Source organism: Marinifilum breve, assembly GCF_003202155.1.
In the GTDB taxonomy this organism is placed as follows: Bacteria; Bacteroidota; Bacteroidia; order Bacteroidales; family Marinifilaceae; genus Marinifilum; species Marinifilum breve.
Genome location: NZ_QFLI01000002.1, coordinates 98936 through 123882 on the forward strand (window position 1 = coordinate 98936; position 24947 = coordinate 123882).

The following is a 24947-nucleotide window of genomic DNA, read 5'->3' on the forward strand; positions in this document are numbered from 1 at the left end:
ATTAAGGGGTGTAATAAATGAATAGATCTATCGAAAGATAGGTGGTAACTTGACTCACTACCATTTTAATATTTATTTATTGATAACAATATTTAACTAATTCTAAAATCTAATTTATGAAAGAGAATTTTTACTTTTTCCGAGTATGGGTTATGGCTATTGGCCTACTCATTTCAGTAAGTGCTTCGGCTCAGAAGCGAGAACACATTAAGATTGATCCCAACACTCGTTACGACAAGAACGAGCTGATTTTAAAATCGGCCGTTGGTAGCGATTACTTGATTGACTTCAAGTTGAATTCCTACGATTTACTCTACATTGCGTCAGAGAATGCCTATAAGGTGGAAGCAAACAATATGGGAGATATTCTTGAGAAGGGAAGCCCTGCTTTGCCACGCTTTGCTCAATCTATCATGATTCCATCGAGTGCTGATATGCAAGTGGAAGTTTTGAACTCGGAATTTATCGAGATCAAGAATTTCAATGTGGTTCCTTCAAAAGGTGATATTACTCGCGACATCGATCCAAAGTCTATTCCTTATAGCTATGGAGAGACTTATCAGCGCGATGATTATTACCCATCTAATTTGGCTTCGCTTAACGATCCTTACATATTAAGAAGCGTTCGCGGACAGGCTTTGGTGGTGAATCCGATTACCTACAATCCAATTCAGAATATCCTAAGAATCTATACACATATGGAGCTTAAGGTGAGTGCAAGTGGAAAAGGATCTACCAAGAACACTTTATCGGGAGCCAAGTCTGCAGTACCTGATAAAGGATTCGATAAGGTATATGAATCTCATTTCTTGAACTATGCGCCAACGAATACCAAATACGCAGCCTTGAACGATGAACCAGGTAACATGCTGATTATTTGTTACGACGATTATATGGATGAAATGGCTGATTTCGTTGCCTGGAAAAAGCAGAAAGGAATTCCTGTCGAGATGGTGGCATACAGTACCATTGGTAGTGCAGCGGCTATTAAAACCTATGTGAGCAATTATTACAACACCAATGGTTTGACTTATTTGCTATTGGTTGGTGATGCGCCACAGGTTCCAACATCATCCACAAGTGCTGGTGATTCAGATAACAACTATGGTTTTATTGTAGGGAACGATCATTATATCGACATTTTTGTGGGACGTTTTTCGGCACAAACTGCGGCACAGGTTACCACTCAGGTTGAAAGAACCATACATTACGAACGTGATATTCAATCTACAGATACATGGCTGGCATCGGGTGTAGGAATTGCATCCGACGAAGGATATAACCCATCTGACGAAGAGCATATGAACGCCATTCAAACAAAATTGGAAGGTTATGGTTATACCATTTCGCGCTGTTATCAGAACGGTGGTTCAGCTGCGCAATTAACCAACTTGCTGAATGCCGGTAAAGGAATAATAAACTATGTTGGGCACGGATCCAATACCGGCTTCGCAAGTATGGTGTATACCAATACGAATGTGAACAACCTAACCAATGATAACAAGCTGCCTTTTATTTTCGATGTGGCTTGTGTGAATGGGAACTTTAAGAACATAACTTGTTTTGCTGAAACATGGTTGCGTGCTACACACAACGGCAAACCAACAGGTGCGATGGCCATTTGTGCTTCTACCATTAATCAATCGTGGGTACCACCTATGATCGCACAAAATGAGATGAACGACATTCTAATTGAAAGTTATGCCAATAATATTAGAAGAACTTTTACCGGTATGGCCCTTAACGGGATGTTTAAAATGGTAGATGTATACGGATCGGGCGGAGAGAAGATGATCGATACCTGGACTGTATTTGGTGACCCTTCATTACAAGTTAGAACCAAAACACCTACTGTAATGCAGGTGAATCATACTGCAACAGCATCACCAGGTGCGAACAGCTTTACCGTAAACAGTAATACCAACGATGCATGGGTTTCTATGACTCTTAATGGCGAGATTATTGGTACCGCTAAAATCAACAATGGTTCGGCAAATGTGAGCATTAGTCCATTGCCATCTAGTGGAGTAATTAAGCTTACGGTTACGGCTTATAACAAGATTCCGTATATCGCAGATGTTAACATTACAGGAAGTGGCGTAGAAGAGGTAGTTGCTAATTTTACTTCAAATAAAACGAGTATTTCTACTGGAGAAAGCATAAGCTTTACCGATTTGTCATCCAATAATCCTACTTCATGGAATTGGTCTTTTACAGGTGGTACTCCAACGGTTAGCACTGCTCAAAATCCTACAGTTACTTACAATACAGAAGGAACTTACTCGGTATCCTTAACAGCATCCAATAGCGCTAGTAGCGATACCAAAACCATTACCAATATGATTACGGTAAGTGCTCCTGTTTCTCAAACTTATTGCGAAGCAACAACAAATGGATGCAGTTCATACGAGTACATTTCCAATGTTTCTTTCGGAACAATCAACAACAACTCAACTTGTGATGGGTATTCTGACAACACATCTCAGGTAGCAAATGTAGAACAGGGCCAGAGCTACGATATTACTGTTAGCATAGGTCGTCCTGATTCAAGAAATCATGTTACGGCATGGTTCGATTGGAATCGTGATGGAGAATTTAGTGGAGCGAATGAAGAATATACATTAAATTACAATTATGGCAGTAGTGTCGGAACAGCAACGGGTAGCATTCAGGTGCCATCAACAGCCAGTTTAGGTGCAACAAGAATGAGAGTGCGAGTTACTTACAATACAACACCTCAGGCTTGTGGAAATACTACCTATGGCGAAATAGAGGATTATGGTATTCAAATAGGAAATGGAAGCAGTTCTAGAGAGAGAGCATTAGAAGAGAAGGCAAGTATTAAGCTTTATCCTAATCCTGCTACCCATTATTTTAAGTTAGAACAAAGTGGAATTTCAGGACAAGTAAGTGTGAAGATCATCAACCTAACAGGAACGATAGTCAACACCTTTGTCTCAGATGGCTCAGATGAGTTTGATATCAGCAACTTAACTAGCGGAATATATATTGTGCAAGTAAGCTCTGGAGATGAAAACTGGACTAAAAAGTTAGTGGTGAAATAATTAGATATGCTATTCACCATGGGACTGTTGAGTTCCCCTGCTCACAGTCCCCCCCCCCTTATTTTTAATTAATTTGGTGCTTGAGTCACACCAATAAATCTGCCTAAGTTATCATACATTGTAAATTTAAGTAGTAGTTTGGAACCGGATTATCGATACAAATCGATTTTCCGGTTCTTTTTGTGATGGTATTCGATCTGTAATGAATGAGTTGAAAAAGCAATATGGATTAAGCAATTACGAACCGATCGCTCAGCTAAAACTAAAAGGAAAAATGAGGCTATTGATTATATATTGCATTAACAATTACATTCAAAATTCATAAATCCTTTAAATTCCTCAAATCATTTGTATAGTTTTATGCTTTCAAAACAAATATCAAATGAGCAAATACATCTGTACATTACCGCTTAAAGTACGCGATTACGAGTGCGATATCCAGGGAGTAGTAAACAATTCAGTCTATCAGAACTATCTGGAGCATGCACGCCATGAGTTCTTAGAATCGATTGGAAGCAATTTTAAGAAATTACATGAAGAAGGAATAGATGCCATGGTATCTCGCATTGAAATTGATTACAAAACTTCTTTAACCAGTGGTGATGAGTTTGAAGTGCGTTTAAATATTGAAAGGGAAGGATTAAAATTGGTATTCAACGAGGATATCTATCGAACATCAGACAATAAGCTTTGCGCCAAAGGAAAGGTATTCGTTATTTGCCTTGTGAATGGCAGGTTGAGCAAAGGAGAGGTCTTTGATGAACTGTTTGGCGAATACCTTGTTTAAAATTTAACTTTCTGCATCAGGCAAAATATTGCCTGGTGTGGAACAGGTTTTCCTTCCAGTTCTATTTCCTTAACTTCCAATATTCTAAAATACTGACTCATTAATTCTTGAATTTCTTTTACGGATGAGAAATAGAGTTCAGTTCCAATTGGAGTCGTTCTATACTTGCCTTCTCCTCCAAAGTTTTGATCTTTTTCACTAAAACAAATGGAAAGGTAATATGAATCCTCGGATAAAAACTTACAGACATTCTGCACATACATTTCCCGATATTCAGGGAAAATATGATGTAAGACTTCAAATTCGTAGGCTAGTTTTATTGTAGGCATGGTAATATTGCATGGTTTACGCAAATCAAACTCATGGAAATCACCTTTAAAATTCCTGCTTTCAAATAATTGTTTAGAATGATTAATGGCTGTATGAGAGATGTCTATTCCTGAAACGTTGTATCCTCTTTGTACAAAATAGGCTGCATAATGTCCTAATCCACAACCTAAATCAAGTAAATGAGAAGTTAATGGGGCTAGTCTTTCTATGGTATTGATTAAAATATCGTGAGGAGTTTCACGTTTCCAAGGTATTTTATCAAGAGGTATTCCTTTATAGATGTCTTTCTCATTCATAGTTATCTAAGGAAGAAAAAAACAGCTGGATAGTCAAATATTAAGCAAGAAAAAAGGATCGAATTCCTCCGATCCTTTCCTAACACTAAGTGTTAACCTTAATCTCAATCTATGATAAAACTACTCTATTCTTTTTCTTTTTGAATACATTTCAAAGGTAAGGCAATACGCGGTTAAGAGCTGCAAAGGAAAGTTAAAAAAGATTAAATGTAATAGAATAAAAAATGGCTGAAGAACTCAGCCATTTTTATCTAACCATTAACCAACTAACTAAAAACTCAGTTTATGAAAATCCCCTAATTTTCATTAGGCCTACTAGCTTGATATCCTGACAATAACAGGCTGTAGTGCCTTTGTGAGCTTTAATCGGCCGCAAAAGTAGAAAGTATTTGTGAAATAACAAGCTTCCAATATGGAAAATGTGAGTATTTAAACATTTTTTAACACTTTGCATGTTGATCTTTTTTCATTTTTACATTGACAACTATTTCAAGTTTCTCTATATTGCAGATGGAAAGCCTTCCAATTATCTTATTACCACCAAAATATTAGGATATCACAAGTTGTGGCATTGAAATATTTTCATTGCTAATTGTGTAACTCTAATACTTTAATTCATGTTCGATCTTGACAAGTGGCAGGAGATTTTTGAAACCATCCGAAAAAATAAACTTCGAACCATACTCACTGGGTTTAGTGTATCCTGGGGTATATTTATGCTGATTATCCTCTTGGGTTCTGGTAATGGATTACAGAATGGGGTTTTAGATCAGTTTAAGCGTGATGCTGTAAATAGTCTATGGATATACAGTGGAAGAACAAGCATGGCATTTGATGGCATGCAACCCGGCAGAAGAATTCAGTTTACAAACGAAGACTATACCCGAACCAAAGATTCAGGTCTCGATGTTGACAAAATTAGTTCACGCTATTCCATTTACAGAAATAATGTGATTTCATACAAATCGGAGTATGTTTCCTATGAAATTATTGCCGTGCATCCCGATACTGAGGTGTTGGAAAATACAACCTCCTTAAAAGGCAGATTTTTAAATGATGTTGATGTAGAAAAATACAGAAAAGTGGTAGCCATAAGCACCATTTTAGAAGAGGCACTTTTCAAAAGGGAAGAACCCGTAGGTAAATACATTAAAATTAATGGCATTCCATTTCAGGTTATTGGTGTTTTTACAGATCATTCGGATAGAGACCTTCAAAGAGTGTATGTTCCTGTTTCAACAGCTCAGAGAGTATTCAATGGGGCAAACCGAATCTCTAATATGTCTTTTACAACCAATACCCATGATATTGAGGCATTACAGCAAATGGAGAATCATTTAAGAAAAAGTTTTGCTGCTCGCCACAAATTCGATCCTAAAGACAGAAGAGCCATGTGGATTAATAACAACATGGAAGATTATCAACGCACTATGGCTTTATTTTCAGGCATTAGAATTTTTGTTTGGATCATTGGAGCATTTACCATTATTGCAGGTATCGTAGGAGTTAGTAATATCATGATTATTGTTGTGCGTGAAAGAACCCGTGAAATTGGGATTCGAAAAGCATTAGGCGCAAGTCCTAAATCCATTGTGGCGTTAATTTTATTAGAATCGGTTCTAATTACATCTGTTGCAGGATATATGGGTTTGGTAATGGGAGTTTTATTATTGGAGTTGCTGGCACCACATACCCAAATTGAATTTTTTATGAATCCATCAGTAGACTTGAGTGTTGGTTTGCAAGCAACAGCTGTATTGGTTTTTGCTGGTTTATTGGCAGGCTTTTTTCCAGCTTGGAAAGCTGCAAATGTAAAGCCAATTGAAGCTTTGGCGGATGAATAGAAGAATAGAACCCAAATTATTAAATGAAACTGTAAACCACTAAATGAATTATCATGTTTGACAGAGATAGATGGACCGAAATATATATGGCACTTAAAAGCAATAAACTGAGAACATTCCTTACTGCTTTTGGTGTTTTCTGGGGTATTTTCATGTTAATTATCATGCTAGGTTCTGGGAGAGGACTAGAGAATGGTGTTTACCATGGTATGGGAGATTTTGCAACCAACTCAGTATTTATATGGGCACAGCCAACGAGCAAGCCCTATAAAGGATACAAGCAAGGGCGACGCTATAACTTTACCAATCAGGATACAAAAGCCATTTTGGATAACATTCACGAAATTGAGATTCTAGCACCGCGTATACAAGCATGGGGTGGTGGAGATGGTGAGAATAATGTAATAAGAGGATTGAAAACGGGTGCATTTAGTATTCTAGGAGATGTTCCAGAGGTTAATAAAATTGATCCGGTTACGATTACTTCAGGTAGGTTTATCAATAAAATGGATATACAGGACAAGAGAAAGACAGCAGTAATTGGTAAGCGTGTAATTGAAGTGCTCTTTGAAGAAGGAGAGGAGCCATTGGGAAAGTATCTTAAAATTAATGGAGTTTACTTTCAAATTGTCGGAACTTTTAAATCAATGCATAATCAAGGATGGGGTGATTGGCAAAATCAGTGTGTTATTATTCCTTTTACAACTCTTCAAAAAACATATAATTACGGTAATCGTGTAGGGCATTATTCCATTACTTCAAAGAAAGAGTACTCTGCAACGTTGGTTGAAGAAAAAGTGAAGAATTTAATAAGAAGACGCCATGCCATTCATCCTGATGATCAAAGGGCATTTGGTAGTAACAATGTAGAGAAGGAGTTTATTCAAATTAACAACTTATTTATAGGTATAGCTGGTTTGATATGGATTGTTGGAACAGGTACACTTCTTGCAGGAATAATTGGAGTCAGCAATATTATGCTATTCATTGTTAAGAAACGAACCAAAGAAATTGGAATACAACGAGCTTTAGGAGCATCTCCTTCAATTATTATTAGTTCAATACTCACAGAATCTGTAGTATTAACAGCAATTGCGGGATGGATAGGTTTTGTTTTTGGTATTTTTCTTCTAGAAGTAATTACAAAAGCAATTCAAAATGGGGGAGGAGATGAAAGTATGTTCTCCAATCCGGAGGTTGATTTCAATATTGCAATAATTGCCTTGGTAATTTTAGTCATTTCCGGCTTGGTTGCAGGTGTAATTCCAGCTAAAAAAGCAATGGCTGTTCGTCCTATTGAAGCCATTAGGGATGATGGATGATTAGGGGATAAATATTATAATTGATTTATAGGATCGTAATTTTTGCTTTATATAACTCTAATTTATATTTTTATTAAGTAATAAATTAAATAATATGAAATCGATCTTAAAATTAACAAGTATAATTTTTCTTGTTCTGTATTCTATTAATTGTTTTTCCCAGAAAATTGAAGTAAGGGGTAAAGTTGTTGTATTTGATTCCATTCCAGTTATCAATGCAAAAGTAATTGTAAAAAGCAGTGAAGAATCTTTAAAAACCAATTACTTAGGAGTGTTTGAATGCGAATGCAATGAAAAAGATAAATTAATAGTTCTAGCCAAAGGGTTTAGTAAATATACTATTAAGGTTAAAAAGAAGAGCAATGAGTTAATAGCCAAGTTGAAATTGGCTAAAATTCCCAATGCAGATGGCATTGCAATCGATAAAGGACATATTTTAAATGTTGATTTATTTAAAGAATTAGCAAAAAAATACCATGGTCAAAAAGACTACTCTAAATATACATCTGTTATGGATGTTATTAGAAATGAATTTCCTTCATTACAAATTTCGAATGAAGGAATTATTATAAGAGGAAAATCATCCTTGCTTGGGTCAAGTGCTGCTAACATTGAAATTGATGGTGTTATGACCGATTATTCGACACTATCAGGTTTATCACCAACCAATATTGCTAAAATTGAAATTGTTAAAGGTAGTGATGCTGCAATCTATGGAGTACGAGGAGGAAATGGAGTAGTAAAGATAACTACGAAGAAATAATTTCCAGAAAATAATAAAAGAGGGTGTCAAAGTTCAATGACACCCTCTTTTGTTTTAAAATAACTCTTCGATCGAAAGATATCTCTCTCCTGTATCATAATTAAAAGTAAGAACCGTCGCACCTTCTTCAACTGACTTTAATTGTTTACTAACAGCAGCAAGTGATGCTCCTGTAGAAATACCCGCAAGTACTCCCTCTTTAACAGCAAGTTCTTTTGCTTTGGCAAAAGCTTCTTCTTTACTTACTTGAATTGCACCATCAAGTAATTCAGTATTTAAGTTTTTAGGTATAAATCCAGCACCAATGCCTTGCAATGGATGTGGTCCTGGTTGACCTCCACTAATTACAGGAGATGCTTCAGGTTCTACAGCAAACACTTTAAGTTTTGGAAATTGCTTCTTTAATATTTCAGCAACTCCGCTAATATGACCTCCTGTGCCAACACCTGTTATTACGTAATCTAATCCATCAGGAAAATCTGCTATAATTTCCTTTGCAGTAGTAGTTCTGTGTATATCAACATTGGCTTCATTGTCAAATTGAGATGGCATCCATGAGTTAGGATTGCTCGCAATTAACTCCTCTGCTTTTTCAATTGCACCTTTCATCCCCAATTCTCTTGGCGTAAGTACAAATTCAGCTCCATATGCAGCCATTAGGCTTCGTCTTTCCACCGACATTGATTCCGGCATCACCAATATTAATTTGTACCCTTTAACTGCAGCTACCATGGCTAATCCAACTCCGGTATTTCCAGAGGTTGGTTCAATGATAATCGACCCTTCTTTTAGAGATCCATCCTTTTCTGCAGCTTCAACCATAGATAAGGCAATACGATCTTTAATACTTCCTCCAGGATTCGCCCTTTCAAGCTTCATCCACACATTAGCTCCATTAAAGATTTTATTAAGCTTTACTACAGGAGTATTGCCAACTCCTTCTAAAATATTGTTTAATTTCATTTGGTTAATATTTAAATTTGAAAATTAATAATCTTACTTTCATCAAGGTTTGTTCTAACCTTAGTTTCATGTTTGTGATAAACGATACTATTTGATTCTACACTGGAAGTTAACCAGACATTACCACCGATAATACTGTTTTTTCCAATTACAGTGTCGCCCCCCAATATGGTAGCACTAGAATAAATAATTACATTATCTTCTACTGTGGGGTGTCTCTTCTTCTTGGCTAGACTTTTTTTAACCTGTAATGCACCTAAAGTCACTCCCTGATATATTTTTACATTATTATTTATTATTGCTGTCTCGCCAATTACCACACCGGTTCCATGATCAATAAAAAAAGATTCTCCAATTGTAGCCCCAGGGTGAATATCGATTCCTGTTTTTGCATGAGCATACTCACTCATAAGTCTAGGCACAGTAGGAACTCCAAGTTGATACAAAATATTACTTAAACGATATACCATTATCGCAAAAAAACCTGGATAAGCTATTATTACCTCACCAATGGTTTCTGCAGCAGGATCAAACTTCTGTATTGCCTCTGCATCTTTTAAAAGTGCACGATAAACCGATGGAATTTCAATCATGAAATCATGTGTGATTTCCTCAACCGATTTATCCAACTTAAAGTTTACAGGTAATAGCAATAACTTTAGAGTTGATTCCATTTGATAAAGTAAAGATTCTTCAGCACAACAACTCTTGCTTCTCCTGGCGCTGATAGGAAATAAAGTGTTCATGGCCTCTTCAACAAAACGGTGGGCAAGATCTCTTGCAGGCATGTCAATTTCATTGTTGCTTCTGGAAGCTTGTAATTCATCCATTACTTTACTTAAATAACTCATTGTTTTTATGATTTTTAATGTGTTGATACGCAATTATTCAGGTAAACATTGAAGTAAACCTATGAGGGGATTGTTAGTGAGATTAATTATCTACTACCAACAACAACAGCAACAACAACAGACTTGATTGTTATTGTATTCAAACCTTTGGGAATAATTTGAAAAGGATTGTTGAATTGTATGCATACCGATAGAAATCGAAGAAGTTCGATTTGATTGACTGGTATTGATATGCTCTAAATTCCTTTTCATTTTGAAGTTTCTAAAAGCAAACTTAAAAAAAATAAATTAAACAAGACTCTTAAGTCTGAATATTTCTGTTAAAAAAATGTTATTTATTTTAGCCTTGCAAAAAAATAGCTTTAATGAGCTTTTTTATTACTTTTAGTATAGGTATACAAAACTAACTGAAAATGAATACATCAAAATATGTTTGTCCAAAATGTGGGAACAATAGGTTTGAAACTGATGAATTTAGGGCTACAGGAGGTCGATTTGCTAAGATTTTCGATGTCCAAAATAAAAAATTCACTACAATTACGTGTTCCAGATGTTCATATACAGAATTGTACAAAGGAACAACTAGTCAATTAGGAAATATCTTTGATTTCTTAACCAATTAAAATCATTTTAATGAAGAAAAAAATACTTTTTGTGTGTTTGGGAAATATATGCCGATCGCCAAGTGCTGAGGCTGTTATGAATGGATTTTTAAAAGTAAATATGCTGGATGATGAATTTGAATGTGATTCCGCAGGAACAGGTGGATGGCATGTTGGCGAAAGGGCTGATAGTAGAATGAGAACTCATGCGGCTCGAAGAGATTATGATTTAACAAGCATCGCCAGACAGTTTAATCCAAAGAATGATTTTGATGAATTTGATCTCATTTTGGGTATGGATTCGCAAAATGTTTCTGATTTGAAAGGAATGGCAAGGACTTCTGAAGATTTAAGCAAAATCAAATCAATGACTGATTATTGTAGCCGATACGAGCATTATGATTCAGTTCCTGATCCATACTATGGTGGAGCAGATGGTTTTGAATTGGTTCTGGATATTTTGGAAGATGCATGTGATGGATTGCTAAAACAAATCGATAAATGATAAAATCTCAAATTATTGAGAAAATAGAAAACTGGGCAGGATGCAAAATACAGAAACAAAAATCTGTATCTGGAGGATCTATTGCTCAAACAAATTTAATAAAACTAGAGGATAACAGAACCTGTTTACTAAAAACGGGTTCTGAGTATTCTGATAGCTTTTTTAAGGAAGCTAATGGCCTTAAAGAGATTCAGAAAGCTACTTGCATCAGAACGCCAGAAGTTTATTTCGTTGAAGACGATATGATATTAATGGAGTTCATTGAACAAGGTCATAAAGACCATAACTTCTTTATTAAATTTGGAAAACAATTGGCAGATTTACATAGTCGTACCAGTTTCAAGTTTGGTTATAAGGAAGACAATTACATCGGTTCAACGCCACAACTAAACATTCCAAAGGGAACGGAATCTGAAAATTGGATTGATTTTTACTACAACAAAAGATTATTGTATCAATATAAATTAGCAGAAAAAAAACAACTTGTTGGAAATGAATTGAAAAATGGTTTTCTGGTCCTGGAAAATAGGATAGAGGAGATACTGGAAGGAAGTGAAGAAAAGCCTTGTTTATTACATGGAGATTTGTGGGGAGGAAACTATTTGTGTGATTTAGATTCAAATCCGGTCCTAATTGATCCAGCTGTATATTATGGACATCGTGAGGCTGATTTGGCCATGACGAAGTTATTTGGCGGCTTTACCAACGAATTCTACCAATCCTATAGCAAGCACAAGCCTTTACCGCAGGGATATGATTACAGGGAAAACATCTACCTGCTATATCATGTGCTGAATCACTTAAATTTGTTTGGTTCTTCCTATTATGGCCAAGCAGTGCGTTTGGTATGGTCGTATCTGCATTAAATGGTAACTAATTTTACTAGGGAATAAAGAAATCTTCAGCAATACTTTCAATTTGCTTGTAAGAAATTAATTTGCCCTTTTTATGGTATTCTTCCATTCTAATGAGACCTACGTTAATTGCATACCACTCAACAAGCTTTGTTTTATTTCTTGATATTCCTGAGAAATATATTTTATCGGAAGAGATCTTATAGCATTTAAATTTACCTGCAGGCGTTTCAAGGCTTTCAATGCCATCAACCTTTCTGTTTACCAGTAAAACAGTCATAGACATCAAAACAGAGCCTGTGCCACGCAGTATATCAGCCTGACAACTAGCTTCAGGAAGAATTTTACCAGGAATAGGTTTTAAGGGTAAAACAACTCGATCCGCATCAATTTTTACAACCATTTTCTGGTAGGAATCCAATTTAATCGGATCCAAATATCTTTCGGCACCAATATAGAAGTTAGAATCTTGAGAGGTGAAATGAAAGTATTGATAGAAGGTGTTTTGCTTGATTGTTGTAATCTCCGATTCGATATTATATCTTATTTTCCCTGATGAATCTTTTGATTTGCCAGCCAATTGCCATACCTCTGTGTATGCTTTTCGATTTTTATGATCGTAATTCACATATTTAACTTTAAAATTCCTCTTGGAAGGCATATATGAGTAGTCTCTTTGTCCAAAACAAAGAATAGTAATCGACATTAATAAAATAGTAGAGTAGATATGCTTCATTAATTCTGCTTTAGAATAGTGCTTGTATTATGACCAAATTTACATAAATTTAAACTGAGCAAAAAACTTTGGAAGCAAATATTTATTGGAAGTCCATAGAATTCTAAATAAGCCTTACGCAGTTTAATTATTATTAAAAAGAACTATATTTGGGTGACCAACCTTTTAATATCAACCTACATTATTAATCATTAAAGTTTTCGAGAATGAGAAAATTATTATGTGTAGGTTTAGCTACAATTTTATTGGGATTAAGTGCATGCAGTGGCAATGAAGACGAAGTTATTGAGGAAGAGATCATATCCAACCCCCTTAAAATTGATTCTCAAGTATTGTTGAATTTGGTAAATGATGTTAGAGCATCGGGAACAACATGTGGAGATACGTACTACCCACCTGTTGATGCGATTTCATGGAATGCTAAGCTCGAAGAAGCGGCAACCAATCATAGTAGCGACATGTACGAAAATGACTTTTTTTCTCATGAATCGCCGCAGGGAACCACTCTAACCACACGTTTACAAAAAGTAGAGTACAACTACTCCACGGCCGGAGAAAATATCGCTTATGGCTATACAAGCGAGCAACAGGTGATTGAGGCTTGGCTAAAGAGTCAGGGCCATTGTGCCAATATAATGAATGGCAGTTTTAAAGAAATGGGTGTAGGTCGAGTTGGGAATTACTGGACACAAAATTTTGGAACGCAAAGATAAAATTGCAGAAACGAAAAAACCACACCGAGCGTTAATCGGTGTGGCTTATATCTGTTTGTTTGAAAAGCTTTAAGTCTGTCTGTTAAAAACTTAAATTAATTTTGTTTGAAGCGAATTATTCCGACACTACTTCAAATTCGATCTCAACCTTAACTTCTTTGTGAAGTTTGATTGAAGCGGTATATTTACCGATCTCTTTTACAGCGTCTTTAATAGAAATCACTTTTCTGTCAATTTCAAATCCTTTTTCAACTAGTGCTTCAGCGATTTGGATGTTGTTAACAGAACCGAAGATTTTACCAGTAGTACTAGTTTTAGCACCTAAACTTAAAGTAACACCTTCTAATTTCTTAGCAACTTCTAGTGCTTCGTTTTTAATTTTTTCCTCTTTATGAGCTCTTTGTCTCATGTTTTCAGCATGCATTTTCTTAGCCGACTCTGTAGCCAAAATAGCAAGACCGTTAGGAATTAAATAGTTTCTTCCGTAACCATTCTTAACAGTTACGATATCGTTCTTATATCCTAAAGTATGGATATCTTGTTTTAAGATTACTTCCATTTCGTTTCCTCCTTCTTTAAAGATTATTTCATCATGTCAGTTACGTATGGTAGTAATGCTAAGTGACGAGCACGTTTAACAGCAGTAGCTACCTTTCTTTGATATTTTAAAGAAGTACCTGTGATACGACGAGGTAAGATTTTACCTTGCTCGTTTAAGAATTTCTTCAAGAATTCAGGATCTTTGTAATCAATGTACTTGATCTTGTTTTTCTTGAAACGACAGTATTTTTTCTTTTTGATTTCTACTGAAGGTGGGGTTAGATATCTGATTTCTGATTGATTCTGTGCCATAGCTTATTTCTCCTCTTTAGTTTCTTTAAGGTTTCCTTTTCTTTTAATTGAATACTCATAAGCGTATTTATCAAGCTTGAAAGTTAAGAAACGCATGATTCTTTCGTCACGTCTGTAGTTAACTTCTAATTTCTCGATGAATTCACCTGGAGCTTCAAATTGAAGCAATTGGTAAAAACCAGTGCTTTTTTTCTGAATTGGATAAGCTAGCTTGCGCAGTCCCCAGTTCTCTTCATTTTCAATCTTACCGCCATTTTCGGTAATAAGAGTCTTGAACTTTTCTACCGCTTCCTTTACCTGAGCCTCAGATAAAACGGGAGTTACAATGAAAACGGTTTCATAATGATTCAACATAACTTAAATAATTTAATTAATACTTAATAATTAAGTGTTTTTATCGAGCCGCAAAATTAACTATTCTTTTTTGATTTTTCAAGAATATCAATTCTTTATTCGACTACGAAATGCAAATGTACGGATAACAAGTTTATTAGTAAAGGACTTTAGAGAATTATTTTAAAGCAATATATGGCTAGAACAGTATAAAACACACTGTTTTTAATCAATCTGTATTCCTTGGCTTGCTTGGCAAGACATCTATTTTTTTGTAACTTATTAGTAAACTAAACTCAGGCTTATGAAGGACAGGATGATAACATTAGCGACCTATAGTTACTCTAGAGCCCAGTTGCTTCAAACTCGTCTGGAATCAGAAGGGGTAGAGTGCTATTTGAAAAATTTAAACCTAATTCAATCTGCCATTGGTGGAGGGGTAAAGGTTAGAATAAAAGAAGAAGATCTCAATCGAGCTTTAAAAATTATTGAAGAGCTTGATTTAAGCTATGCACAGGAGGATTTAGATGCAGCATTTCCGCATCAGAATATTGATGTAAACCGCATTTTAGTTCCTGTTGATTTTTCAGATTTCTCTCCAAAACTATGTGATTCTGCAGTAGGAATAGCGAAAAAGTTCAATGCAGATATTTTACTTTTTCATACCTATTTTGCTTCTGCAATCGAAACTGTTCCATTTTCCGATAGCTATACTTACAATTCAACGGTTGTAGAAGTCTTATCGGAGGTAGAAAAGAATGCAAAGGCCAAAATTAAGGAATTGTATTACGATATCCGAAATAGACTGGAAAAGGAGAAAATTGAAGGGATAGAGGTAGATTATGCACTTAGTGGAGGAACTGCTTCTTCCGAAATTTTAAACATGTGCAACAAATATCAACCCGATTTAATGATAATGGGTAGTAGAGGCGAAACTGCTGGTACTACAAACCTATTAGGAAGTGTGGTTTCCAATGTAATTGAAGAGACCGATGTGCCTATGTTGATTTTATCCGATCAGGGCGATGAAGTTGATTTTGATGAGATCAAAAACATCATGTATGCAACAGATTTTGATAAAGCAGATTTTAGAGCCATTGCCAATCTTAAATACATCACACAACCATACGACATGAAAATTCACTATGTTCATTTCGATGATAAATCAACAGATGATCCAATGGAAGAACACCGAATGCAAATTATTCGCAAGTATTTAAAGCGTGCTTTAGGAGATTCTGAAGTAAGTTGCAGAATAATTCATGAAGAAGAAAAGATGGAAGGGATTGACAAATATATTCACGATCATGATGTAGGCTTAATTGCAATTTTGGCCAGAAAACACAATTTGCTGCAAAGATTATTCTTTGGACAAATGTCGCGAAAGCTATTTATTAAAACACATATGCCAATATTGGTGTTCCACTAATTTTAGAGCAAATAATAAAAAACAAGAATCGGTTAAGTGCATTAGCCGATTCTTATTTTTATATCTAAACTGATCTCATTTTCACTATAAAATTACCAATAATAAATTTCCGCACTAGAAACGATTGATTTCCGCACTAGAAACATGTAGTTTCCGCCCTAGAAACCATCCATTTCCGCACTAGAAATAAAAAGTAGAAAACTTAAGGATTTGTTACTGATAAATTGACACTAAGCTTTTGTGTTTAATTAATCTGTATATCAATCAGATACTCCTATTAGGGTAGGCTCTCCATTAAAATCAATACTTGAAATTTTAACCCGATAGAATTGATTCTTTTTTAAATTTACCCCTGAAAATTTTACGGGAACATAACTTTCGCCATAACCTTGAGCTTCTGAACCAATGATTTTCTCAACCAAAACAGTTTGGTATTTGCCTATAAATCCCTTGCGGTAATCTGCTTTTACATTTTCGGAAATATTTCTAAGAATTTCACTTCGATTGCTTTTGATACGCTCATCAATATGTTGATTCATTCTTTCGGCCCTGGTGCCTTTACGAATAGAGTATTTAAATGCGTGTACATGCCCAAACTTGAGCTCTTGTATAATATTACAGGTGTCCTCAAAGTCCTGGTCCGATTCGCCTGGAAAACCAATAATAATATCCGTAGTAATGTTAAAATTCGGACGGACTGAGCGAATTTTATTTGCAATTTCCTTAAATCGCTTAATATTGTACATTCTTCTCATTTGCAAAAGAATAGAATCTGATCCGCTTTGCAAACAAAGATGAAGGTGAGGAGTCATTTTTGGATGATTTAACAGCCCCAGGAATTTATCGCCAAATCCATCGGGTTCTATAGATGAAATGCGCAATCGGAAATCTCCATCCAATTCAAGAATTTGCTCAACTACATCATCGAATTTGTAGTTTTCATATTCGTACCTACCAATGTTTACTCCAGTTAATACCACCTCTTTGGCACCAGTTGCAACAACACGTTTTACATTGTCTAAAATGTCCTGAATAGGCCTGCTTACAGCTCTGCCACGTACCGATGGTATGATACAAAAGGTGCAGAAGTTATCACATCCATCTTGTATTTTAACCATACTTCTTGTGTGGAATCCTTTATCGGTTGAACCATAAGAGAACAAGTCGGTATTTAGCTTCGTTGGATGAAAAATTTCACCATTATAATGCGCTTCTACCAATGAGTAAACCGAGCTTTTTTGATCGTTTTCAACTACATAATTGATTTCATCTCGATTTTCTAGTTCTGTTTTGGCATTGTTTGCCATACATCCGGTTACAACCAAAACCGAATCTGGATTTTTTCGGTTGGCTTGATTGATAAAGTTTCTGGATTTATGATCGCTTTGATGTGTAACGGTACATGAGTTAATTACATACACATCTGCCTCTTTATCAAAGGGAACCAATTTAAATCCATTGTCTTGAAACTGAGAAGCTATGGCATCAGTTTCATACTGATTTAGTCTACAACCTAAGGTTTTAAAAGCTACTTTCTTCACGCTACTTTTTCATTTACAACAACCAATTCACCTTCAACGGAAAAATCAGCAGCCGATGTAATTTTAATATCAACAAACTCACCAATTAAAGAGCTATCCGAGGATAAAAACCGAACATTTATTTTTCCTTCTGTTAATGCAGCCAAATATCCATCGTGTCTAGCTTTTCCTTTAACTAAGACTCTGAATGTTTTGCCAACCATACCTTCATTATAAGCTCTTGAATGAATTTTTAAGTCCTCGGTCAACTGATAATGGCGCTGCTTTTTAACATCCAAGCTTACATCATCAAACCATCTGTGGCTTAATGCGCCAGGGCGGGGAGAATACATAGCAATATAAGCCATATTGTACTGAAACTCTTCCATAGCTTTTCGTGTATTCTCGAACTGCTCGTCATTTTCACCCGTAAATCCAACAATAATGTCGGTAAACAAAGTTGCTTGAGGTATTAATCTTCGTATGGTTTGAACAATTTGACGATACTTTTCAACTCCATGTTTTCGGTTCATATGAATCAAAACCTTATCATCTCCTGATTGAATAGGAAGGTGAATCTGCTTTGCAAGACAATCATATTCAGCAATTACCTCGATTACTTCATCGGTCATGTCGCGAGGATGTGGAGAGGTAAAGTAAACCCAAAATTCTTTCTTTAATTGATTTCCTAACTGACCTATGCGTCTTAAAAGTTCTGGAAAATCAATCTCTTCACCATTTTTATCCAACCCATAAGAATTTACATTCTGCCCAAGTAATGTTATGGATTTGAATCCTTTTTCTACCAAATTTTTAAGCTCATTTACAATTTCATCAGATGGACGAGACACTTCTCTACCTCTGGTGTATGGAACGGCACAGAAGGAGCAGAACTTATCACAACCATTTTGTATGGGCACAAATGCCTCAAAGTCTGAAGTGTAATTTGGTTTCACATTCCAAAATTCAGAAATGTTTTCGTTCTGAGAATCAAAGCCATTTTGCAAACCTACAGGAGTAGAAATTCCATATTGCTGAATCATTTCAGGCAATTTTGGCAAATCCTTCATCTGAAATATAATGTCGAATAATTTTAAAAACTTCTCTAAATCAGATGGTAATATACAGCCGGAAACAAAGGTTACCAGATTTCTTTTATTCTTCCAAAGATTCCATTTATGAATTTTGGAGTATACTTTATCAATCGCTTTCTGACGCACCGAACAGGCCAATATTCCAATTAAATTGGCCTCTTCTTCGTTATCGGTCCATTCGTATCCCATTTTCTCAATAACCGACCGAACACGTTCGCCATCGGAAGCATTCATTTGGCAACCCAATGATACTAAGTGATATTTCATACTTCAATAATAATGAACTATAAATGAGGAATTTTAATTTGATTTAATCGCATTCTACAAACAACTGATTCATCACGTATAGTAGGTTAACAACAATTAAAAATACACTTCGGTATGAATTGGACCCAAGTTAATCCCTTGTTTTTCAAGAATATCATATGCTTCATAAATCATATGGCAATTCCCACATAAATAACATACCGTATCAGAAGGCACCGGATTTTGTTTCAAATAATCTGTCACTCTTCCATGAAAATCACCAGATTTTTCCCTTGAAGTACACAATATATAGTTGTTATTTTGGTAGGATTCTCTTTCGTAAGCTTCTTCTTCCTTTCTTACACCATGCAGCAATTGGTAATCCATATCAGGATGAGTTGCAATAAAGCTATGAATAGGAGAGATGCCTGTTCCCGTAGCAATAAATAAAAACTTCTTTTTGGATATTTCATTCTCCTTTAAAGAAAAGTGTCCAAATGGTCCATCGATATCCAAATAATCACCAGATTTACAGCGCTTTAATTTCTTCGAAACCAAACCATCTTCTACTTCTTTAATCAAGACCTCTAAATAATCATCTTGCTCAGAACTATAAATAGAATATTCTCTTCGGTCTATACTACCAGAAAATCCTAAGGTGATATATTGTCCAGTTTTAAAAGTAAAGTCATTTTTTTCCATTCGAATAATATAAGTCGATGGAGTAAGGTTTCTTATTTCGATAACTTTATGTGATCTCATACAAATTTGCTATTTTTTGATTTTTCCCTCAATTCCTTATAGTTTTATTTATGTGGAATCTTTTTAAATAAGGGATTACAAAAAAATAGAAATTTCCTTTAAGTTACAAGAATAATAAGACCTTTTTGTCTTTTTAGGATTCAAAATCATCCTTTCTGCAAGAATAGAGCTTGAAAAAGGTGATTTTACTCTGGATGCATGCAAAAATTGATTTATTTAATTCTTTCTTAAACATCTGTGTATCCGATATCTTGACAGGAAATACGACTTTTTAAGCTTGTTAGAATCGATTATTTATTCACTACCTTAGTCATTGGTCGGAATATTCTATAATATTCGGTTTAAAAATTTAATAGAATCTGTGAAATTTATCACATCATAGATTTGAGATATTCTTATTTGAAAAATGCAGAAAAATCGACTTCTGAATTTTTGAAATCATCAATTACCGGAATTTCAACAATCGGACAATTGAAATTCATTTTTTTCAAGTAGTGTTCAAAAACCTTTACAGAGTCTTTCAAAATAAATTCACTATTGGAAGGAAAGTGATTATAAATTAACCCATGTAATGGAATGTTTCTTTTTTGCAAAATCTCCAAGCTAAGTAGAGTATGATTGATGCTACCCAATTTAGAAGAGCTAACCAAAATAGTCGGATATTTCTTTTCTTCCAGAAAATCCAGTAGCGAATAATCTAATGTAATTGGAACGTTTAATCCTCCAACACCTTCAAGTAAAACAATTTCGAACATATCATTTAATTGTTTACTTGAATTGTTAATTTTATCTATATCGATTGTTTCATTTTGCATTTCAGCAGCCAAATGAGGGGATGCAGGATAGTCAAAAACAAACGGACAAGTGGTTTTGTCATTATCAACATCCATTAATTCAATTCCCATTATTTCGCGGTGAGTCTGAATATCTTCTGATACTCCTTTGCAACCTGTTTGTGCAAACTTTTGTGTTACAACGTTTACTTGCTTATTTAATAAGTATTTGGCTAATAGTCCTGTAGCAAAAGATTTTCCAGCATCCGTATCGATGCCAGCAATAAAATATATCGACATGTAATTTATTTTTTAGGTTTGGCAATAAAGTAAATTGGTTGATAGGTTAGAGGGACTCCTAATTCCGTTCCAAATAGATCAGAATAATCCTCTTCAAATCTTTTTAAGTCGCTCTTTGTCCATGCTTTACCGGGAAGTCCATTTACTCCAGTTTGCTTCATGTGTTTTAATACGCCAACAGGATCAGCAAAGTATCTTGTGATTGTTTCTCTATCGCTCCAAATGATTTCGAATTTATCCGACAGTAATCTCTCATGTTTTCCAAAGGATAAATAGTTCAAACCTTTACCTTCTACATCTCTAATTTCTCGATAATTATCAGGCCCAAAGGAGCTGAATACCAGTAGAGAATCAGGTGTTAGAACGTTATAAATGTTATTCAGAAACATCTCCAAATCGGTAAACCATTGAAAAGTTGAGCTGGAAATGATCAAATCAAGATTCTTAGGGAGTCCTATTGACTCAATATCTCCTCCCAAAAATTGAATGCTATTGTCTATGCTCTGTAAGACATCTTTATACTCTTCAACAATATCATTAGCAAAGTATTCCGTTGCCTTAAAATGGTGAAAAAACTTCTCTGTTAGAACCGCTGGTCCGCATCCTATTTCAAGAACCTTCTGAAAATTATCCTTTTTAATATTCAGTAACTCATTTATAAGTCTTGATGCAATAGCTTCTTGAACTATAGCATGTTTGCGATAAGTTTCAATACTTTTCACAAAGCTTTTCTGAACATTTTCTTTATTAATATTCTGATTTCCCACAACTTAAATCTTCAATTATCTCATCCCACGAATTCCATTTATCAAAGCAATAATGAGGATATTCTCTATCAAGAATATCAATAGATTCTTCCCATGCAAGCTTCTGGTTGTCTGCCGAGAAAATTAAATCTTGTTTGCCAATTAAAGCTTTGTTGTATATGTTCCAATCCACAAAGTGATTTTGAATTAGCTTCTGTAATTCCTTCAATTCCAGTAGTTGATCATCAAATTCTCTCTTTGGCGCATTCGAATTAAAGTGAGTAAAGGCAGATTTTCCTCCACACATTCTCATCCAAAACTTTTCCAGACTTTTTGAGTTTAATCCATCAATAGTGCCTTGAAAAACAGCAGGAGGGATGCCTTTTAGGTTATCAATAGGGTGTAAAGTACCATTAATAGCTATTGCATCAGCAAACAAACCCTTACTTGACTTTAATAGCAGGTTTGCAACGTAAACACCTAATGACCATGTTATAAGATATACCTTTTCGTAATTTTCAAAAAGACGATCCACTTCCTTTGGAAGTAAAATATTCTTATAATCATAGCAACTAAGAACATCATATTCCTCTGAAGTTAAATGTTGTAATGGCTTTTCATCACAACTCCAACCATTAAAAAACAGAATACATTTCTTTTTTGAGGCCTTATGTAACCATTTAGTTTTCATCGCAATATTCTTTTATAAAGCGTGGTACATCATGTAATTCTTCCCAATTCATATCTGCACAAATCGACAAACGCAAACGCGAAGTTCCAACTGGCACTGCCGGTGGCCTAATTGGGAAGATCAAAAATCCTTTCTTTTGCAGATACTCAGCTAAATTTACACATTTTTGACTATCACCGATAACTACTGGAACAATATTCGAATTGCCATCCGTTTTTAACCCTAATTCGATGAGTTTATCTCTCAGTTTCTTGGCCAACATCATCACATGCTCTCTTTCTATTCGCATTTTAACGATAGTGCGTAACATGATAATATTCCAACTGATTACAATAGGAGGCAACGCTGTAGTGAAAATTAAGGACCTCATTCGATTGATCAGGTAATTTTTAATGATTGAATCGCAAATTACAAACGCTCCGATTGAGTTCATAGCTTTGCCAAAAGTGCCTACCAAAAGATCTATTTCATGCATTAAATCCAGCTCTTCAGCCAACCCTAAGCCCTTTTCACCTCTTACACCTAGTGAATGAGCTTCGTCCAGGTATAAAAAACAATTGTACTTTTTCTTTAATTCGATAAGTCTTTGCACATCAGCTTCATCACCATCCATGCTAAAGATCGATTCACTTACAATAAATACCTTATCATATTGATCTCGTTTGTTATGCAGAATTGCTTGCAGATGATTGTAGTCCAAATGTTTAAAACGCATGGATTCTGCATTTGACAAGCGAATCCCATCAATTATACTAGCATGGTTTAACTTATCTGACAAGATTAAATCTCCTTTTCCAGATAAGGCCGATAGGATTCCAATATTTGCATGATATCCAGAGTTGAAAAATAGGGCTGAGCGTGAATATAGCCTTTCCAATTCTTCTTCCAGCTGCTCATATTCCGGAAAGTTTCCGGTTAGTAAACGTGATGAACCAGATCCAAAAGAATTCCCTTTAGGTCTTGGTATATTTTTTTTACTTACTCCTAGATAATCATTGGAGGAAAGGTTTACTTTAAAATCTTTATCTGAGATATTCTTCAATGATCTCAAGTTCCCTGAATCCTCTAATTTGCTTAATTCTTCTTTATATTTATTCAATAAACTACTCATCGCAAAATAAAGACGGTTTAACTATAGAAATAAGTTGTTTACATAAGAATGTTAAGTCTTCGTCTCCGATAATAAATGGAGGCATCAGGTATACATTCTTGCCAAATGGGCGAACCCAGATTCCATTTTCAACAAATTTCTTTTGCATACTGGCCATATCAACAGGTTCTTTCATTTCAATAACGCCAATTGCCCCTAAAATACGTACTTCAGCAACATTATTAAAGCTTCTTGCGGCCTTTAATTCCTGTTCAAGAACACTTTCTATCCTATTTACTTTAGTTTGCCAATTATTACTTAATAGCAGAGAAATACTGGCTATTCCTACTGCACAAGCCATTGGATTTCCCATAAAAGTAGGGCCGTGCATAAAATTTCCTGGTGCACCAGAAGAAATTCCTTCGCTTACTTTTAAATTGGTTAAAGTTGCTGCAAATGACATGTATCCACCAGTAATCGCCTTGCCGACGGTCATAATATCTGGCTCTATATTTGCGTATTCGCAGGCAAACATTTTACCAGTTCTGCCAAATCCTGTTGCAATTTCATCCAATATCAATAAAATGTCGAATTCATCGCAAATCAGTCTCAATTTTTTCAAATATTCAGGATGGTAGAATCTCATTCCACCTGCACCTTGAACAATCGGCTCAAGAATAACGGCAGTTAATTCTTCATGATGTTCTCTAATCATTTTATCCATTGGAGCAAATGCCTCTTCATCCCAATTCTCATTAAATTTGCAAGAAGGAGCTTCTACAAAATAATTTATTGGTAATACTCCAGTGAAAATTTCATGCATTCCCGTAACAGGATCACATACTGACATGGCATTAAAGGTATCGCCATGATAACCCGAACGTATTGTAAGAAATTTATTCTTTTTAATTTTGTTGGTAGCAAATCTGTACTGTATAGCCATTTTCATTGCTACTTCTACAGCAACAGAACCTGAATCGCAATAAAATACCTTTTCTAAAGATTTGGGCGTAACTTCTACTAGTAATTTAGCTAGATCAACTGCTGGTTGGTGTGTTATGCCACCGAACATCACATGAGACATGTTTTGCAATTGCTTCTCAACAGCTTCATTTAAAACTGGATGGTTGTATCCATGAACTGCACACCACCAGGATGACATTCCATCAATTAGTTCACGACCATCTTCGAGCTTTAACTTTACACCATTTGCTGATACCACAGGATAAACAGGCAACGGATCTTTCATGGAAGTGTAAGGATGCCAAATGTGGTTTTTGTCAAAACTAAGGTCTATTTTACCTTGCGTACTCATCAATTTTAAATCTTTTAATTTGCTGTGTAAAGCTATGATTTCTTAGGTTACGAGAATAGGATTTGAATGTATTTTTATAACATATTCCCCTAAAACACTTACAATCTAGATGATAATACTACAAGATATAAAGTTAGGCTGTTATTTCCTTGTTAAAAATCAATT

At 35.2% G+C, this 24947-nt stretch carries 25 protein-coding genes; 10 read left to right on the plus strand and 15 right to left on the minus strand.

Annotated elements, in window-relative coordinates:
• The first annotated feature begins 116 nt into the window (after positions 1–116).
• Together DF185_RS04405 and DF185_RS04410 are read left to right on the plus strand one after the other, a co-directional pair.
• Entirely contained in the window at positions 117–3065 is a 2949-nt protein-coding gene (locus DF185_RS04405; protein ID WP_110359532.1) for a C25 family cysteine peptidase, read from the plus strand.
• A gap of 382 nt (positions 3066–3447) precedes the next feature.
• Positions 3448–3852: an acyl-CoA thioesterase gene (locus tag DF185_RS04410; RefSeq protein ID WP_110359533.1), complete on the plus strand. Its 405-nt coding sequence runs from the start codon at positions 3448–3450 to the stop codon at positions 3850–3852.
• Here DF185_RS04410 and DF185_RS04415 read toward each other — a convergent pair.
• Positions 3849–4478: a class I SAM-dependent methyltransferase gene (locus DF185_RS04415; protein WP_110359534.1), complete on the minus strand. Its 630-nt coding sequence runs from the start codon at positions 4476–4478 to the stop codon at positions 3849–3851. The two genes, DF185_RS04410 and DF185_RS04415, sit on opposite strands and share 4 nt — an antisense overlap.
• Positions 4479–5095: 617 nt before the next feature.
• Here DF185_RS04415 and DF185_RS04420 point away from each other — a divergent pair.
• The 3 genes from DF185_RS04420 to DF185_RS04430 all read left to right on the plus strand — a co-directional run bounded on the left by DF185_RS04420 (position 5096) and on the right by DF185_RS04430 (position 8407).
• The gene (locus DF185_RS04420; RefSeq protein WP_110359535.1) at positions 5096–6322 is read left to right on the plus strand and encodes an ABC transporter permease; all 1227 of its coding nucleotides are present in this window, start codon (positions 5096–5098) and stop codon (positions 6320–6322) included.
• Between the two features lie 53 nt (positions 6323–6375).
• On the plus strand, positions 6376–7644 hold the full coding sequence (locus DF185_RS04425; RefSeq protein WP_110359536.1) for an ABC transporter permease: 1269 nt from the start codon (positions 6376–6378) through the stop codon (positions 7642–7644).
• A 94-nt stretch (positions 7645–7738) separates the two neighbouring features.
• On the plus strand, positions 7739–8407 hold the full coding sequence (locus DF185_RS04430; RefSeq protein ID WP_110359537.1) for a TonB-dependent receptor: 669 nt from the start codon (positions 7739–7741) through the stop codon (positions 8405–8407).
• A gap of 54 nt (positions 8408–8461) precedes the next feature.
• Here DF185_RS04430 and cysK read toward each other — a convergent pair whose 3' ends face one another.
• Together cysK and epsC are read right to left on the minus strand one after the other, a co-directional pair.
• The gene (gene cysK, locus DF185_RS04435) at positions 8462–9370 is read right to left on the minus strand and encodes a cysteine synthase A (protein ID WP_110359538.1); all 909 of its coding nucleotides are present in this window, start codon (positions 9368–9370) and stop codon (positions 8462–8464) included.
• A gap of 11 nt (positions 9371–9381) precedes the next feature.
• Positions 9382–10221: a serine O-acetyltransferase EpsC gene (gene epsC, locus DF185_RS04440; RefSeq protein WP_243421753.1), complete on the minus strand. Its 840-nt coding sequence runs from the start codon at positions 10219–10221 to the stop codon at positions 9382–9384.
• Positions 10222–10634: 413 nt separating this feature from the next.
• Between epsC and DF185_RS04445 the strand changes: the two genes are divergently transcribed.
• Genes DF185_RS04445 through DF185_RS04455 form a run of 3 tightly spaced genes read left to right on the plus strand, consistent with a single transcriptional unit; the run spans position 10635 to position 12194 of the window.
• A complete protein-coding gene (locus DF185_RS04445) occupies positions 10635–10844 on the plus strand; it encodes a zinc ribbon domain-containing protein (RefSeq protein WP_110359539.1) in 210 nt (69 codons plus the stop codon).
• A 10-nt stretch (positions 10845–10854) separates the two neighbouring features.
• Positions 10855–11328, plus strand: a complete 474-nt coding sequence (locus DF185_RS04450; RefSeq protein ID WP_110359540.1) for a low molecular weight protein-tyrosine-phosphatase — start codon at positions 10855–10857, stop codon at positions 11326–11328.
• On the plus strand, positions 11325–12194 hold the full coding sequence (locus DF185_RS04455) for a fructosamine kinase family protein (protein ID WP_110359541.1): 870 nt from the start codon (positions 11325–11327) through the stop codon (positions 12192–12194). The genes DF185_RS04450 and DF185_RS04455 overlap by 4 nt, the downstream gene beginning before the upstream one ends.
• Before the next feature lie 16 nt (positions 12195–12210).
• Here the strand turns inward: DF185_RS04455 and DF185_RS04460 are convergent, their stop codons facing one another.
• The gene (locus DF185_RS04460; protein ID WP_133249953.1) at positions 12211–12918 is read right to left on the minus strand and encodes a TapB family protein; all 708 of its coding nucleotides are present in this window, start codon (positions 12916–12918) and stop codon (positions 12211–12213) included.
• 206 nt (positions 12919–13124) lie between these two features.
• On the opposite strand from DF185_RS04460, the gene DF185_RS04465 reads away from it, so the two are divergent.
• Positions 13125–13631: a CAP domain-containing protein gene (locus DF185_RS04465; protein ID WP_110359543.1), complete on the plus strand. Its 507-nt coding sequence runs from the start codon at positions 13125–13127 to the stop codon at positions 13629–13631.
• A gap of 115 nt (positions 13632–13746) precedes the next feature.
• Here DF185_RS04465 and rplI read toward each other — a convergent pair whose 3' ends face one another.
• Genes rplI through rpsF form a run of 3 tightly spaced genes read right to left on the minus strand, consistent with a single transcriptional unit; the run spans position 13747 to position 14837 of the window.
• Positions 13747–14190 (minus strand): 50S ribosomal protein L9, encoded by a 444-nt coding sequence (gene rplI / locus DF185_RS04470; RefSeq protein ID WP_110359544.1) that lies wholly within the window; start codon positions 14188–14190, stop codon positions 13747–13749.
• Positions 14191–14213: 23 nt separating this feature from the next.
• Positions 14214–14483, minus strand: coding sequence for a 30S ribosomal protein S18 (gene rpsR, locus DF185_RS04475; RefSeq protein ID WP_054721204.1), 270 nt, complete (start codon positions 14481–14483; stop codon positions 14214–14216).
• Between the two features lie 3 nt (positions 14484–14486).
• Positions 14487–14837 (minus strand): 30S ribosomal protein S6, encoded by a 351-nt coding sequence (rpsF, locus tag DF185_RS04480; protein WP_110359545.1) that lies wholly within the window; start codon positions 14835–14837, stop codon positions 14487–14489.
• 283 nt (positions 14838–15120) lie between these two features.
• Here rpsF and DF185_RS04485 point away from each other — a divergent pair, with 283 nt between their 5' ends.
• Complete coding sequence (locus DF185_RS04485; protein ID WP_110359546.1) at positions 15121–16245, plus strand: universal stress protein; 1125 nt, start codon at positions 15121–15123, stop codon at positions 16243–16245.
• Positions 16246–16505: 260 nt separating this feature from the next.
• On the opposite strand, the gene mtaB is transcribed toward DF185_RS04485, so the two are convergent.
• The 8 genes from mtaB to bioA form a co-directional block, all read right to left on the minus strand.
• Entirely contained in the window at positions 16506–17786 is a 1281-nt protein-coding gene (gene mtaB, locus DF185_RS04490) for a tRNA (N(6)-L-threonylcarbamoyladenosine(37)-C(2))-methylthiotransferase MtaB (RefSeq protein WP_110359547.1), read from the minus strand.
• Entirely contained in the window at positions 17783–19126 is a 1344-nt protein-coding gene (gene miaB, locus DF185_RS04495) for a tRNA (N6-isopentenyl adenosine(37)-C2)-methylthiotransferase MiaB (RefSeq protein ID WP_110359548.1), read from the minus strand. Before miaB ends, mtaB begins: the two co-directional genes overlap by 4 nt.
• A gap of 96 nt (positions 19127–19222) precedes the next feature.
• The gene (locus DF185_RS04500) at positions 19223–19867 is read right to left on the minus strand and encodes a ferredoxin--NADP reductase (protein WP_110359549.1); all 645 of its coding nucleotides are present in this window, start codon (positions 19865–19867) and stop codon (positions 19223–19225) included.
• A gap of 395 nt (positions 19868–20262) precedes the next feature.
• The gene (gene bioD / locus DF185_RS04505; protein WP_110359550.1) at positions 20263–20940 is read right to left on the minus strand and encodes a dethiobiotin synthase; all 678 of its coding nucleotides are present in this window, start codon (positions 20938–20940) and stop codon (positions 20263–20265) included.
• Between the two features lie 5 nt (positions 20941–20945).
• Positions 20946–21707: a malonyl-ACP O-methyltransferase BioC gene (bioC, locus tag DF185_RS04510; protein WP_110359551.1), complete on the minus strand. Its 762-nt coding sequence runs from the start codon at positions 21705–21707 to the stop codon at positions 20946–20948.
• A complete protein-coding gene (locus DF185_RS04515; RefSeq protein ID WP_110359552.1) occupies positions 21688–22377 on the minus strand; it encodes a pimeloyl-ACP methyl esterase BioG family protein in 690 nt (229 codons plus the stop codon). The genes bioC and DF185_RS04515 overlap by 20 nt, the downstream gene beginning before the upstream one ends.
• Positions 22367–23488: an aminotransferase class I/II-fold pyridoxal phosphate-dependent enzyme gene (locus tag DF185_RS04520; RefSeq protein WP_110359553.1), complete on the minus strand. Its 1122-nt coding sequence runs from the start codon at positions 23486–23488 to the stop codon at positions 22367–22369. The genes DF185_RS04515 and DF185_RS04520 overlap by 11 nt, the downstream gene beginning before the upstream one ends.
• On the minus strand, positions 23481–24782 hold the full coding sequence (bioA, locus tag DF185_RS04525) for an adenosylmethionine--8-amino-7-oxononanoate transaminase (protein ID WP_110359554.1): 1302 nt from the start codon (positions 24780–24782) through the stop codon (positions 23481–23483). Before bioA ends, DF185_RS04520 begins: the two co-directional genes overlap by 8 nt.
• Positions 24783–24947: the final 165 nt, after the last annotated feature.